The sequence below is a fragment of the Microbacterium nanhaiense genome (genome assembly GCF_014646015.1).
Taxonomy (GTDB): Bacteria; Actinomycetota; Actinomycetes; order Actinomycetales; family Microbacteriaceae; genus Microbacterium; species Microbacterium nanhaiense.
On record NZ_BMMQ01000012.1, the window covers coordinates 23,316 to 36,929 of the forward strand.

General features: G+C 71.0%; 15 protein-coding genes. All 15 read left to right on the top strand.

All coding sequences use genetic code 11. The features are described from left to right. Positions 1-34 precede the first annotated feature (34 nt). On the top strand, positions 35-1,009 hold the full coding sequence (locus IEX05_RS14260; RefSeq protein WP_188703008.1) for a DUF1266 domain-containing protein: 975 nt from the start codon (positions 35-37) through the stop codon (positions 1,007-1,009). Positions 1,010-1,114: 105 nt separating this feature from the next. After that, entirely contained in the window at positions 1,115-2,197 is a 1,083-nt protein-coding gene (locus IEX05_RS14265) for a FecCD family ABC transporter permease (protein ID WP_188703010.1), read from the top strand. Next, entirely contained in the window at positions 2,194-3,225 is a 1,032-nt protein-coding gene (locus IEX05_RS14270; RefSeq protein ID WP_188703012.1) for an ABC transporter substrate-binding protein, read from the top strand. The genes IEX05_RS14265 and IEX05_RS14270 overlap by 4 nt, the downstream gene beginning before the upstream one ends. Next, the gene (locus IEX05_RS14275; RefSeq protein WP_188703014.1) at positions 3,222-3,968 is read left to right on the top strand and encodes an ABC transporter ATP-binding protein; all 747 of its coding nucleotides are present in this window, start codon (positions 3,222-3,224) and stop codon (positions 3,966-3,968) included. Before IEX05_RS14270 ends, IEX05_RS14275 begins: the two co-directional genes overlap by 4 nt. Before the next feature lie 86 nt (positions 3,969-4,054). Then, entirely contained in the window at positions 4,055-4,357 is a 303-nt protein-coding gene (locus tag IEX05_RS14280; protein ID WP_188703016.1) for an urease subunit gamma, read from the top strand. A gap of 21 nt (positions 4,358-4,378) precedes the next feature. Then, on the top strand, positions 4,379-4,714 hold the full coding sequence (gene ureB / locus IEX05_RS14285; RefSeq protein ID WP_188703018.1) for an urease subunit beta: 336 nt from the start codon (positions 4,379-4,381) through the stop codon (positions 4,712-4,714). Next, positions 4,714-6,417 (top strand): urease subunit alpha, encoded by a 1,704-nt coding sequence (locus IEX05_RS14290; RefSeq protein ID WP_188703020.1) that lies wholly within the window; start codon positions 4,714-4,716, stop codon positions 6,415-6,417. The genes ureB and IEX05_RS14290 overlap by 1 nt, the downstream gene beginning before the upstream one ends. A gap of 16 nt (positions 6,418-6,433) precedes the next feature. Then, the gene (locus IEX05_RS14295) at positions 6,434-7,105 is read left to right on the top strand and encodes an urease accessory protein UreF (protein ID WP_188703022.1); all 672 of its coding nucleotides are present in this window, start codon (positions 6,434-6,436) and stop codon (positions 7,103-7,105) included. Then, the gene (gene ureG, locus IEX05_RS14300; RefSeq protein ID WP_229661353.1) at positions 7,098-7,853 is read left to right on the top strand and encodes an urease accessory protein UreG; all 756 of its coding nucleotides are present in this window, start codon (positions 7,098-7,100) and stop codon (positions 7,851-7,853) included. Before IEX05_RS14295 ends, ureG begins: the two co-directional genes overlap by 8 nt. Before the next feature lie 21 nt (positions 7,854-7,874). Next, on the top strand, positions 7,875-8,594 hold the full coding sequence (locus IEX05_RS14305; RefSeq protein ID WP_188703024.1) for an urease accessory protein UreD: 720 nt from the start codon (positions 7,875-7,877) through the stop codon (positions 8,592-8,594). A 187-nt stretch (positions 8,595-8,781) separates the two neighbouring features. After that, the gene (gene urtA / locus IEX05_RS14310; RefSeq protein WP_188703026.1) at positions 8,782-10,056 is read left to right on the top strand and encodes an urea ABC transporter substrate-binding protein; all 1,275 of its coding nucleotides are present in this window, start codon (positions 8,782-8,784) and stop codon (positions 10,054-10,056) included. An 89-nt stretch (positions 10,057-10,145) separates the two neighbouring features. Beyond that, a complete protein-coding gene (urtB, locus tag IEX05_RS14315) occupies positions 10,146-11,030 on the top strand; it encodes an urea ABC transporter permease subunit UrtB (protein WP_188703028.1) in 885 nt (294 codons plus the stop codon). Further along, on the top strand, positions 11,027-12,160 hold the full coding sequence (gene urtC, locus IEX05_RS14320) for an urea ABC transporter permease subunit UrtC (protein ID WP_188703030.1): 1,134 nt from the start codon (positions 11,027-11,029) through the stop codon (positions 12,158-12,160). The genes urtB and urtC overlap by 4 nt, the downstream gene beginning before the upstream one ends. Further along, positions 12,157-12,927 (top strand): urea ABC transporter ATP-binding protein UrtD, encoded by a 771-nt coding sequence (gene urtD / locus IEX05_RS14325; protein ID WP_188703032.1) that lies wholly within the window; start codon positions 12,157-12,159, stop codon positions 12,925-12,927. Before urtC ends, urtD begins: the two co-directional genes overlap by 4 nt. After that, on the top strand, positions 12,927-13,613 hold the full coding sequence (locus IEX05_RS14330; protein ID WP_188703034.1) for an ATP-binding cassette domain-containing protein: 687 nt from the start codon (positions 12,927-12,929) through the stop codon (positions 13,611-13,613). Before urtD ends, IEX05_RS14330 begins: the two co-directional genes overlap by 1 nt. Position 13,614 lies beyond the last annotated feature (1 nt).

The window sequence follows — 13,614 nt, forward strand, 5'->3', positions numbered from 1 at the left end:
CACTCGACGGCAAGGCTCACCGCTGGGGGATCCCGTGAACGACTCCGACAACCCGTTGCTCTACATCGTTCTCGCGATCCTGATCGCCGCCGCGATCGTCGCGGCCGTGGTGCGCGCCCGGCGGCAGGCCCGGAGGGCGCACGGGCAGGCACCGGCGGATTCTCCGGAGGCGCTCGCCGCGCATCACCGTCCGCGCTGGTCGCCGAAGGCGGAGGCGTTCGGATCCCGCCCCGAGCACTGGGCGATCGCCCTCGGCGCGCCCTTCGCGCTGTGCCGCGGCGCCGATCAGGACGTGCTGCGGTTCCGCGACGCGGCCGAGGAGCGCCGGATCCTCGCCGAGGCGTGGGGCATCACTGACCGGGCGTCGATGCTCATCGGGCTGTACGACCTGCTGACCTCGGGCCACCGCGACCGTTTCGGCGCGGAGATCGCCGGGTGGGGCGCCCTCGACGAGGCCGGTGCCCGCGCGGAGGAGGCCGAGCTCCGCGAGGGCGCGAAGCACAGCGACGAGGGTGCGGAGGACCTGTGGCGCTTCCGGCGCGTGCGCGCGAACGACCGCGGGATCCGCTCGGTCGACTTCCTCGCCTGGGATCTCGTGCGCTTCGCGATGCTCGCGCGCGCGGGCGCGACGACGGGATACCTCTCGGACGCCGAGGCCACCGATGTCCTCATGATGATCGTGCCGGACATCCGCGAGCACTACGGATCCTGGCGGGAGCTCGGCGAATCCTTCCGCCTCGGGCGCTGGTACTGGAACTCGCAGGGTGGCGCAGGCGAGGCCTCGACCGACCAGCACGACCTCAGCCGGCAGGAGGCGCTCATGTCGGAGGACAGCCCCTGGGCGCGCCTGCCCTGGAACGCGGACGTTCCGCCCTCGCGCATGCTCCTCGCCAGCGCGCTGGCGGCCGGCACGCAGCTGCGCGCGTGGGAACCGAACGAGTTCCCCGGATCCGGCTGGGCGAAGCGCCTCAACGACAAGGTGTGGCGCGTCCGCGAAAGCCAGCGGTGAGGCACGCGGACGGCGGATCCGCCCGCCGACCCACGAAATTTCCGCGAAACCTCGCCCTGACACACTCGGTTCGGTGAGAGCCCCCACCGAACCGCGAGGCATGCGATGACGGTCCTCGCTCGCTCGACGCCCTCCGCCGCCCGAGCCCTCGGCATCCTGCTGCAGCGCCGGCGCACCTCCGCCGCCACCGCCCTCCTCGGGGCGGTTCTCATCGCATCGCTGGCGGGCGCCATGTGCATCGGATCCGTCTCGATCCCCCTCGCCGAGGTGTGGGGGATCCTGCACGCCCAGCTGCGGGGCGTCGAATCGGCCTCGAGCGCCGCCGACACGGCGATCGTCTGGAAGATCCGCCTCCCCCGCGCCGTCCTCGGGGCGGTCGTGGGGGCGGGCCTCGCCGTGTGCGGCATGGCGATGCAGGCCATGGTGCGCAACGAGCTCGCGGATCCGTTCCTCCTCGGGATCAACTCGGGCGCCTCCACCGGCGCCGCCGCCGCGATCCTCTTCGGCGTCGGTGCCGGGCTCGGCGCCATCGCCCTGCCGGGGAGCGCCTTCGTCGGGGCGCTCGCGGCGGGCGTGCTCGCCTTCGTCATCGCGCACACGGCGGGCCGGCTGACCTCGACCCGCCTCCTCCTCGCGGGGATCACGGTCGGGTACCTGCTCACCGCCGCCACGAGCTTCCTCGTCTTCGCGGCGGGATCGGCGGAGGGCGCGCGGTCGGTGATGTTCTGGCTGCTCGGATCCCTCTCCCTCGCCGCCTGGGACGGCCTCCTCGTCGCCGCGCTCGTCGTCGTGGCCTCGACGACGGTGCTCTTCACCCTCGCCGGCCGCCGATTCGACGCGCTCGCGATCGGTGACGAGACGATGATGGGCCTCGGGCTGTCGCCGCAGCGCCTTCGCGTGATCCTGCTCGTGCTCGTGTCGCTGTGCGTCGGCGTGCTCGTGTCGGTCGCCGGATCCATCGGATTCGTGGGTCTCGTCGTCCCACATCTCGCCCGCCGGATGGTGGGCGCCGCGCACTCCCGCGCGTTTCCGGTCGCCGCGCTGCTCGGCGCCGTGCTGCTCGTGTGGGCGGATGTCCTCGCCCGTAACGTCCTCGCCCCTCAGGAGCTCCCCATCGGAATCGTCACCGCCGTCATCGGCGCCCCCTTCCTCATCGCCCTCATCGCCCGCACGCGGAGCGTCGCGTGAGCGCGCGCCGGGCAGCCCGCAGGTGGATCCCCGCGGCCGCCGCCGCGGCGGGCATCGTCGCGCTCGCGGCGTGCGCGCCCGCGTCGGAGGACGCCCGGGATCACACCCTGACCGACACCCTGGCCGACACCCGGGCCGACGCCCTCACGGTCGAGAACTGCGGAGCCGAGGTCTCGTTCGAGGGCACCCCGGAGCGGGCGGTGCTGCTGCGCAGCGGGGCCGTGCCCTTCCTGCACGAGATCGACGTGATGGATCACGTCGTCGCCCGGGCCGGCCAGTACCCCGCGGGGTACTACGACGACGAGACCCTCGCCGAGCTCGAGGAGATCCCGCTGCTGACCGACCGGGTCGATTCGTCCGGCCACCTCCAGATTACCGCCGAGGAGATCGTCGCCCAGGAGCCCGACATCGTGCTCGGCATGAACGAGAACCTCCCGCGCGCACAGCTCGAGGAACTGGGGCTCCCGCTGATCGAGGAGCCGGCCCTCTGCGAGATCCAGGGCGAGGAACCGAGCTTCGACGACATCTTCGCCCAGCTCGAGCTCTACGGCGAGATCTTCGACCGCCGCGAGGAGGCCGCATCGGCCGGCGAAGCCCTGCGCGAGCGCCTCGACGGCCTGAGGGTCGAGGGCCGGGAACGCACGGCGGCGGTACTCTTCCCCACCGTCGGGGGCGGCATCACGTACGCCTACGGCACGGGCAGCATGGCCACCGCGCAGCTGGAGGCCGCCGGGTACCGCAACGTGTTCTCGGACGTCTCGGAGCGCGTCTTCGAGGTCTCGGCGGAGGAGCTGATCACGCGCGACCCCGATGCCCTCGTCCTGCTGCACAGCGAACCGAGCCCCGACGGCGACGGCGACGGCAACGCCGATGCCGTCATGGACGCGGTGACGCGGCTGCCCGGGGCGGGCGGGTTGCGGGCCGTCCGGGACGACGAGGTCATGACGCTGCTGTTCAACTTCGTCGAACCCGCCACGCCCCTCACGATCGACGGGCTCGAGCAGATCCTGGCGAGGCTCGGCGAGTGATCGAGGCGGAGCGCATCGGCTGGGCATTCGGATCGAAGGCCGTGCTCAGCGGCGTCGATCTGCGCGCATCCGAGGGCCGCGTGCTCGGCCTGGTGGGGCCCAACGGCGCCGGGAAGACCACGCTCCTCCGGGCCCTGTACCGCTCGATCCGAACCGAGGGGTCGATCCGCGTCGATGGGCGCGAGCTCGCGGAGCTGCGGCAGCACGAGCGCGCGTCCCGGCTCGCCGTCGTCGTGCAGGAGACCGAGGGAGAGACCGAGCTGACCGTGTCCGATCTCGTCCTCCTCGGCCGCTCGCCGCATCTCGGCCTGTTGCAGCGCCCGGGTGAGACCGACCACCGGATCGTGCTCGACTCCCTGCGCCGCGTGGGGATGGCCGCGCTCGCATCGCGCCCCTTCTCCGAGCTCTCGGGCGGCGAGCGCCAGCGCGTGCTCATCGCCAAGGCTCTGGCGCAACAGGCCTCGCATCTCCTCCTCGACGAGCCCACCAATCACCTCGACATCCGCGCGCAGCACGACCTCCTGAGCCTCGTGCGCGAGCTCGCCGTGACGAGCGTCGTCGTCCTGCACGACCTCGATCTCGCGGCGCACTACTGCGACGACGTCGTCCTCCTCGACCGCGGCTCCGTGGCGGCCTCCGGCCCGGTCGACGCCGTCATGCGACCCGAGGTCCTCGAACCGGTGTTCCGCGTGCCGATCGAGCGGCTCGACCGCGCCGGCCGGATCCATCTGCTGATCGGCTGACGGGCCGGATCGCACCCGAAACGTCGCCGAAACGTTGCTGGGCCACGATGATCGGGTACCGCCCGCGGACCCGAACGGACGCACCGATGAACTTCACCCCCTCCGAGACGGAGAAGCTCCTGCTGTCGGTGGCGGGCATGGTCGCCCGAGACCGGCTCGCGCGCGGCATCCGCCTGAACTATCCCGAGGCCGTCGCCCTGCTCAGCACCTGGGTGCTCGAGCGCGCCCGCGAGGGCGTCGGCGTCGAGCAGCTTATGGTCGACGGGCGCTCCGTGCTGACGCGCGATCAGGTGATGGACGGCGTCGCCGCGATGCTCACCGACGTCCAGGTCGAGGCGACCTTCCCCGACGGGCGCAAGCTCGTCACCGTCCACAACCCCATCGCCTGACTCACCCGCGAGGAGCACGACATGGCAGGCATCACCGCAGAGGGCCCGGGGGCGATCCGCGTGGCCGAGGGCGAGGATCTCGAGCTCAACGCCAACCGCACCGCCGAGGAGCGGATCCGGCTGGTCTTCGAGAACACGGGCGACCGCCCGATCCAGATCGGATCCCACATCCACCTCCCCGACGTGAACCCCGCGCTGGTCTTCGACCGCGCGGCCGCCGACGGGTTCCGGCTCGACATCCCGTCCGGCACCTCGCAGCGCTTCGAACCGGGCGCCTCGCGGGAGCTCGACGCGGTGGCCCTCCGCGGCCGCAGGCTCGTCGCCGGCATCCGCATTCGCGAGGAGGGGAAGCGCTGATGGTTCGGATCAGCCGCGAGCGCTACGCCGCTCTCTACGGGCCCACGACGGGCGACCAGGTGCGCCTCGGCGACACCGACCTGTGGATCCAGATCGAACGCGACTACACCTTCGGCGGCGAGGAGGCCGTGTTCGGAGGCGGCAAGTCGATCCGCGAATCGATGGCGCAGGGCACGACGAGCCGCGCCCAGGGCGCCCTCGACACGGTCATCACGAACGCGATCGTGCTCGACTGGTGGGGCGTCGTGCGCGCCGACGTCGGCATCCGCGACGGCAGGATCGTCGCGCTCGGCCGGGCCGGCAACCCCGACATCGCCGACGGCGTGCACCCGCAGCTGCACATCGGGCCCTCGACCGACGTCATCTCCGGCGAGGGGCGGATCCTCACCGCGGGCGGCTTCGACTCGCACGTGCACCTCCTCTCGCCCTCACAGCTCCACGAGGCGCTGGCGACGGGCATCACGACGATCGCGGGCGGAGGAACGGGCCCCTCGGAGGGGTCGAAGGCCACGACGGTTACGCCCGGCGCCTGGCATCTGCGCCAGCTGCACCGAGCGCTCGACCGCCTCCCCGTCAACGTCCTGCTGCTCGGGAAGGGGAACACCGTCTCGGCCGAGGGCCTCAGGGAGCAGGCGCTCGGGGGTGCCGCGGGCTACAAGGTGCACGAGGACTGGGGATCGACCCCGGCGGCGATCGATGCGGCGCTCCGCGCAGCCGACGACTACGGCCTGCAGGTCGCCCTGCACTCCGACTCGCTCAACGAGGCCGGCTTCGTCGATTCGACCATCGGCGCGATCGGCGGCAGGTCCATCCACGCGTTCCACGTCGAGGGCGCCGGCGGCGGTCACGCCCCCGACATCCTCAGCATCGCGTCGCTGCCGCACATCCTCCCCGGCTCGACCAACCCGACCCTGCCGCACACCGTCAACACGGTCGCCGAGCACATCGACATGCTCATGGTGTGCCACCACCTGAACCCGGCCGTCCCCGAGGACCTCGCGTTCGCGGAATCGCGGATCCGCGCCACGACGATCGCGGCCGAGGACATCCTGCACGACATGGGCGCGCTGTCGATCACCTCCTCCGACGCCCAGGCCATGGGGCGCATCGGCGAGGTCATCACCCGCACCTGGCAGGTCGCGCACGTGATGAAGGCGCGGCTGGGGTCGACGGGGGGATCGCTGCCCGCGGACAACGAGCGCGCCCGCCGCTACGTCGCGAAGTACACGATCAACCCCGCCATCGCGCACGGCGTGGGCGAGCACATCGGATCCGTCGAGGCGGGCAAGCTCGCCGACCTGGTGCTCTGGGATCCGCGGCTCTTCGGCGTGCGGCCCGCCATCGTCATCAAGGGCGGCGCGATCGCGTGGGCCGCGCTGGGCGACCCGAACGCGTCGATCCCGACGCCGCAACCCGTGCTGATGCGACCCGCCTTCGGCGACGCGAACGGCGCCGACCTGTCGTACTCCTTCGTCTCGCAGGCCGCGCTCGACGACGGCCTCGCGGGCAAGCTCGGGCTGGAACGGCAGCTGTTGCCCGTCGCCCCGACGCGCGAGGTGGGCAAGGTGGACATGAAGAACAACGACGCCCTGCCCGCGATCGACATCCGGCCCGACACCTTCGAGATCTCGATCGACGGCGTGCCGGTCGAGCCGCAGCCCGCCGAGGAACTCCCCCTCGCGCAGCTGTACAACCTGTTCTGACCGCCGCCCGCGCCCCATGAAACTCTCCTCGACGACCCTGGCGATGCTGTTGGCGGACTCCCGCCTGCCCGTCGGCGCGCACGTGGTCTCGAACGGGCTCGAGGCGGCGCTGCGCGGCGGCATGGCGCCGGAGCTCGCCCCCGAGTACATGTGCGCCCGGATGGCGACGACCGTGCTCGTCGAGGCGGGAACGGCGATCGTCACCCGCGCGCTCGTCGCCGCGGGCGAGATCGAACGGATCGCCCGGGTGCGATCCGAGTGGGAGGCGCGCACCCCCAGCCGCGCGCTCCGCGAGATCGCGATCGCCCTGGGCGACGGGCTCGCCCGCATGGGGCGGACGGTGTGGCCCGAGAGCCTGCTGGCGGGATCCCTGCCCGCGAGGGGCCTCCCCCGCCCCCTCGTGCTGGGCGTTCTCGCGGCCGAGCAGGGCCTGGAGGCCGGCGACCTCGCGCGCCTCGTCGCGTACGAGGACGCGCAGACCGTCGCGGCCGCCCTCCTGAAGCTCGAGCCGCTCGACCCGGCCACGGCCGTGAGGTGGGCCCTCGAGGCCTGCGAGTACTTCGAGGCGCACGCGCCCAGCGTCGCCGTTCTGACCGAGCCGGAGGCGATCCCCGCCTTCAGCGGACCGCAGATCGAGGAGTGGGCGGAGGCCCACACCTCCCTGGAAAGGAGACTGTTCCGTGCCTGACACCCTGAGCCCCGAGGTCGCTCCCGACACCGCCGAGACGAACCGATCGCTTCGCCTCGGCATCGCCGGCCCCGTCGGCGTCGGCAAGAGCTCGCTGATCGCCACGATCTGCCGGGCGCTCGCCGACGAGCTGCAGATCGGCGTGATCACGAACGACATCTACACGGACGAGGACGCGCGGTTCCTCCGCTCCGCCGGGGTCCTCGACCCGGAGCGGATCCGCGCCGTGGAAACCGGCGCCTGCCCGCACACCGCGATCCGCGACGACGTGACGGCCAACCTCTTCGCCGTCGAGGAGCTCGAGAGGGACTTCGCACCCCTCGACCTCGTGCTCGTCGAATCGGGCGGCGACAACCTCACGGCGACGTTCTCCCCCGCCCTGATCGACGCCCAGCTGTTCGTGCTCGACGTCGCGGGCGGCGGGGACGTCGCGCGCAAGGGCGGTCCGGGCATCGGCCGCGCCGACCTCCTGATCGTCAACAAGACCGACCTCGCGCCCTATGTGGGCGTCGACGTCGAGCAGATGGTCGCCGACGCGACCGCGGCGCGCGAGGGAGGGCCCGTCCTGGCCCTCGCGCGCGACGACGAGAAGGCGATCGCCGAGCTTCGCTCCTGGCTGCTCGAGCTGCTGGCGACGCACCGCGCGGGACAGCACGTTCCCCAGGATCCGGGCCCCATGGCCCCGCACTTCCACGCGGACGAGAACGGCGGCTACATCCACAGCCACGAGGGCGAGCACGCCCACTGAGGGCGGGCTGAGAGCGCTCGCATGCCGAAGACGACCCGCGTGATCGTGGGCCCCGCCGAGGGCGGGGCCCAGCTGACCCTCGCGTCCGGAGAGCTCCTCCCGCGGGTCGTCGCGGTCCGCGAGAACTCTGCGCACGTCGCCCTCGTCGCGGGCGGCGCGCTGCTCCTCGGCGGCGACCACGTCGACCTCGAGATCGCCGTCGGGCCCGGGTGCACGCTCGAACTCGAGGAGATCAGCGGCACCGTCGCCTACGACGGGCGGGGCCGCGCCGCGCGCTGGGACACCCGAATCACCGTCGCCGACGGCGGCCGCCTGCTGTGGCAGGGGCTACCGTTCGTCGTGGCGACGGGTGCGGACGTGACGCGAACGATGTCGCTCGACCTCGCCCCCGACGCCACCGCCTGCCTGCGCGAGGTGTTCGTGATGGGCCGGCACGGCGAGGCCGGAGGCGAGCTGGCCGCCATCACGCGCGTCACCCACGGCGACGTGCCCCTCTTCGTCGAGGATCTGCGGATCAACGGTGCGCACAGGCGCCCCGGCGTGATGGGACGAGCGCGGATCGCCGACGTCGTGTCGCTGTACGGGCGCCGCGCGGAGCCGGACGGGCGGACCGTCGCGCTCCAGCTGGCGGGGCCGGGCAGCATCGCCCGAGACCTCGGCAGCCACGCGCACGCGTCGCCGCTCGACTCGACGTGGCAGGCCTGGCGCGATCTCGCGACGCAGGAACTGACACAGTTCTGACACGCGCCCGCCCCCGGCGATCCGCGCGGAATCACGCAGTTAACGCGAGCGAGCCGCAGTTTACATTCCCGGAATAAACGAGTAATGGCAGAGCAATGCCAAGGCAGCAGTCTGTCAGTCATCACCACTGGTCGTCATCCCTCGGCCCGGTGAGACTCCTCGATCACATTCCTGGAACGGAGCACTCATGCCCGCTATCCGCAACCGCCGCCTTCGCACCCTCCTCGCCCCTTCCGCCCTCCTCGCCGCGACGGCGCTCGTCCTCACCGGATGCGCCGGGGCGCGCGCCGGAGAACCCGCCGACCCCGAGGCGTCCACCGCGGCCGAGTCGTGCGTCGACACCTCCGGCGACACCATCAAGGTCGGCTTCATCAACTCGCTCTCGGGCACCATGGCAATCAGCGAGACGACCGTGTCGCGCTCGCTGACGATGGCCGCCGAGGAGATCAACGCCGCGGGCGGCGTGCTCGACAAGCAGGTCGAGTTCGTGCAGGAGGACGGCGCGTCCGACCCGGCGACCTTCGCTGAGAAGGCCGAGAAGCTGATCCAGCAGGACTGCGTCGCCGCCGTCTTCGGCGGGTGGACCTCGGCGTCGCGCAAGGCGATGCTCCCGGTCTTCGAGGCCAACAACTCGCTGCTGTTCTATCCGGTCCAGTACGAGGGCCTGGAAGCATCCGAGAACATCTACTACTCGGGCGCGACGACGAACCAGCAGATCATCCCGGCGCTCGACTACCTCGTGGAACAGGGCGCCGAGAGCCTCTTCCTCGTGGGCAGCGACTACGTCTTCCCGCGGACGGCGAACAAGATCATCACCGCCTACGCGCAAGAGCACGGCATCGAGATCCTCGGCGAGGAGTACGCGCCGCTCGGCTCGACCGACTTCACGACGATCGCCAACAAGGTCGCCGACTCGGACGCCGACGCCGTCTTCAACACCCTCAACGGCGACTCGAACGTCGCGTTCTTCGCGCAGTACGACAGCCTCGGGCTCGACGCCGAGACGATGCCCGTGATGTCGGTGTCGATCGCCGAGGAAGAGGTTCCCGGCGTCGGCCTGCAGTACCTCGAGGGCCAGCTCGTCGCCTGGGACTACTACCAGACCGTCGAGAGCCCCGAGAACGAGAAGTTCGTCTCCAGCTTCAAGGCCGCATACGGCGACGACGCGGTGACCTCCGACCCGATGGAGGCGGCATACACCTCCCTCTACCTCTGGAAGAACATGGTCGAGGCGGCGGAGTCGTTCGCGACCGACGACGTCAACGACGCCGCCGACGGCGTCACCTTCGACGCCCCCGAGGGCACCGTCACGGTCATCGGTGAGAACAACCACATCACGAAGACCCCGCGCATCGGCGTGATCAACTCCGAGGGGCTCATCGACACGGTCTGGGAGACCGAGGAGCCGGTGGTACCGGATCCCTTCCTCGAGACCTACGACTGGGCCGACGGCATCGCCTAGGACCTCACCCCGGGGCCGCGCGTGAGCGAACGCGCGGCCCCTCCCCTCGCACAAGACCCTCGCGGCGTGAGCCGCAGAGAGGAGACGACGTGGACGGCGTCATCTCGCAACTCGTGGCGGGCGTGAGCATCGGATCCGTGCTCCTGTTCGTCGCCCTCGGGCTCGCGCTCACCTTCGGGCAGATGGGCGTCATCAACATGGCGCACGGCGAGTTCATCATGGCCGGCGCTTACACCGCCTGGATCATGCAGAACATCCTGGGCGACGCCGGCCTCTCGCTGATCGTGTCGATCCCGATCGCGTTCCTCGTCGGCGGTCTCCTCGGGGTCATCCTCGAGGAGGTGCTCCTCCGGCGGATGTATCACCGCCCGCTCGACACGCTCCTCGCCACCTTCGGCGTCTCGCTCATCCTGCAGCAGGCGGCGCGCAGCATCTTCGGGGCCCCCAACAAGGAGGTGCGCTCCCCCGAGTGGCTCGCGGGAAGCGTCGAGCTCCTCGGCGCGGCGATCCCCGTGAAGCGGATCTTCATCCTCGTCCTCCTCGTCATCGTCGTGGCCGCGCTGGCGTCGCTCCTGACGTACACGAGCCTCGGCCGGCGGATCCGGGCCGTCGTGCTCAATCGCGACCTGGCCGAGGCCACGGGCATCTCGACCCGGGCGACCGACCGGCTCACCTTCTTCATCGGATCCGGCCTCGCCGGGATCGCGGGCGTCGCGCTGACGCTCATCGGATCCACGGGGCCGACCCTCGGCACCAACTACATCGTCGACGCGTTCCTCGTCGTCGTGATCGGCGGCATCGGTCAGATCCGTGGGGCCATCCTCGCCGCCTTCGCGCTGGGAATCGCGCAGGCCTTCATCGAGATGAGCACGACGGCCACGTGGGCCCGATTCATCGTGCTCATCCTCATCGTCCTCTTCCTGCAGTGGAAGCCGCAGGGCATGTTCGTCGTCCGCACGAGGAGTCTCGCATGACCGCCCCCACCCGCCTCAGTCCCCCGGTCGACCTCGACCGGCCCCGAACCCGCACGATGATCAGCCCCGGCATCGGCATCCCGACGTGGCGCAGCCTCATCATCGGGCTCACCCTCATGGCGATCGCGCTCCTCGTCGTCGCGCCGGCGCTCATGTCGAGCTTCGAGCTGAACCGCCTCGGGAAGTACGTGTGCTTCGCGATCGTCGCCGTCGGCATCGGCTTCGCCTGGGGGCGCGGCGGCATGCTGACACTCGGGCAGGGCGTCTTCTTCGGCATCGGCGGCTACGCGATGGCGATGCACATGCAGCTCGCCGACGCCGAGTTCGCCGGGGCCGCCGCCCCCGAGTTCATGATGCTCTACGGCAGCGGAGAAGTGCCGATCTGGTGGGAGCCCTTCCGAAGCCCGGTCTTCACGATCGTCGCCGTGATCGCGCTTCCCGCCCTGCTCGCGCTGGCCCTCGGCTACGCGATCTTCAGCCGGAAGGTCAAGGGCGCCTACTTCGCGATCCTGAGCCAGGCGCTCGTCGCCGCGTTCGGCGTGCTGCTGATCGGCAACCAGGCGACGACCGGCGGCTTCAACGGCCTGTCGAACTTCCAGTCGTGGTTCGGCTACGTCCTCGCGGATCCGGCCAACAAGCGGATGATCTACTTCATCGCGGCCGCGGTGCTCCTCGCGACGATCTTCGTGGCCTTCCTCCTCATGCGCAGCCGCTTCGGCGAGCTCCTGGTGGCCACGCGCGACGCGGAGGAGCGCGTGCGCTTCCTCGGTTACAACCCGGCCACGGTGAAGGTGTCGGCCTTCGTCTTCGCCGCCGTCATGGCGGGCATCGCGGGGGCGCTGTTCGTTCCGATCGTCGGCATCATCTCGCCCGCCGACATCGGGGTGACGCCGTCGATCGTGTTCCTGATCGGCGTCGCCGCGGGCGGGCGCGCGAGCCTGTTCGGGCCGGCGATCGGCGCGATCGCCGTCGCCTGGGCCGAGACGAGCCTCTCGGAGTCGTTCCCCGATGTGTGGAGCTACTTCCAGGGCCTGCTGCTCGTGCTCGTCATCGCGCTCCTCCCGGGCGGTGTCGCCTCGCTCGCGGGCAAGATCCGCACACGCAAGACCGCAGAGGGGGCAGCACGATGACCGTTCAGAACTCGCGACCCAGTCTCGTCGTCGACGAGCTGAGGGTGTCGTTCTCGGGCTTCGTCGCGGTCGACGGCGTGTCCTTCGACGCGCACCCCGGCGAGGTCCGGTTCCTCATCGGCCCCAACGGAGCCGGCAAGACCACCTGCATCGACGCCATCACGGGGCTGTCGAGGGGCGAAGGCTCGGCCCGGCTCGGCGACGTCGAGGTGCTGGGCAAGCCCGTGCACCGCGTGACGCGCCTCGGCATCGGCCGCACCTTCCAGACCGCGAGCGTCTTCGAGGAGCTCTCGGTCATGCAAAATCTCGACATCGCCTGCGGGATCTCGCGCGGCCCGCTCTCGCTCCTCGCGCCTCGGCGCGAGATCCCGGCCGCCGTCGAGGACGCCCTCGTCGAGATCGGCCTTCAGGACCAGCGCGAGCAGGCCGCCGGCAGCCTCTCGCACGGCCAGAAGCAGTGGCTGGAGATCGGCATGTTGCTCGTGCAGCAGCCCAAGGCGCTCCTGCTCGACGAGCCCGTCGCCGGCATGAGCCACGACGAGCGGACGGCGACGGGCGAGCTCCTGCAGCGGATCGCCCGGGAGCGGGTCGTGGTGGTCGTCGAACACGACATGGACTTCATCCGGCGCTTCGCCAGCCGCGTCACCGTCCTGCACCAGGGCAAGGTCCTCTCGGAGGGCTCGATCGAGCAGGTGCAGGCCGACCCGAGGGTGCAGGACGTGTATTTGGGAACGGCCGCCGCGGTCGTCCAGGACGAGGAGGACTGATGCTGGAACTCACCGACATCGAGGCGGGCTACGGCCCCACTCGCGTGCTGCACGGGGTGAGCCTGACGGCGCCCGACGGGGTCACCGCGATCCTCGGCCACAACGGGGCGGGGAAGACGACGCTGATGCGGGCGGTCATCGGCCTGATCCGGCCCACGAAGGGGCGCGTCGTCTTCGACGGGAAGGACATCACGTCTCTCGCGCCGAACGCGCGGGTGGCCCAGGGCATGGCATACGTGCCGCAGGGGCAGCAGTCGTTCACGCAGCTCAGCACGATGGAGAACCTGCAGCTCGCCGCCGATGGGCGCCGGAACGGCAAGGCCAAGATCGAGGAGATGCTGCAGCGGTTCCCCGCGCTCGAGACCTTCGCGAGCCGCAAGGCCGGGCTCCTGTCCGGCGGGCAGCGCCAGCAGCTCGCGATCGCGCGCGCCCTGATCACCGAGCCCCGCCTGCTGATCCTCGATGAGCCAACGGAGGGGATCCAGCCGTCGATCGTCGCCGACATCGAGCGGACGATCGTCGATCTCGCGAGGAGCGGGATCTCCATCCTGCTCGTCGAGCAACACATCGGCTTCGCGGTCGAGGCCGCCGCCACCTATGCCATCGTCGCGTCGGGTCACATCACGACCTCGGGCGCGGGAGGCGCCGCGGCGCAGGCGGAGGTGCGCGAGGCGCTGAAGATCTGAC

Coding starts and splice junctions, on each gene's coding strand:
- IEX05_RS14265 (WP_188703010.1), top strand. CDS start 1,115: ATGACGGTCCTCGCTCGCTCGACGCCCTCCGCCGCCCGAGCCCTCGGC.
- IEX05_RS14280 (WP_188703016.1), top strand. CDS start 4,055: ATGAACTTCACCCCCTCCGAGACGGAGAAGCTCCTGCTGTCGGTGGCG.
- ureB (WP_188703018.1), top strand. CDS start 4,379: ATGGCAGGCATCACCGCAGAGGGCCCGGGGGCGATCCGCGTGGCCGAG.
- IEX05_RS14290 (WP_188703020.1), top strand. CDS start 4,714: ATGGTTCGGATCAGCCGCGAGCGCTACGCCGCTCTCTACGGGCCCACG.
- IEX05_RS14295 (WP_188703022.1), top strand. CDS start 6,434: ATGAAACTCTCCTCGACGACCCTGGCGATGCTGTTGGCGGACTCCCGC.
- IEX05_RS14305 (WP_188703024.1), top strand. CDS start 7,875: ATGCCGAAGACGACCCGCGTGATCGTGGGCCCCGCCGAGGGCGGGGCC.
- urtA (WP_188703026.1), top strand. CDS start 8,782: ATGCCCGCTATCCGCAACCGCCGCCTTCGCACCCTCCTCGCCCCTTCC.
- urtC (WP_188703030.1), top strand. CDS start 11,027: ATGACCGCCCCCACCCGCCTCAGTCCCCCGGTCGACCTCGACCGGCCC.
- urtD (WP_188703032.1), top strand. CDS start 12,157: ATGACCGTTCAGAACTCGCGACCCAGTCTCGTCGTCGACGAGCTGAGG.
- IEX05_RS14330 (WP_188703034.1), top strand. CDS start 12,927: ATGCTGGAACTCACCGACATCGAGGCGGGCTACGGCCCCACTCGCGTG.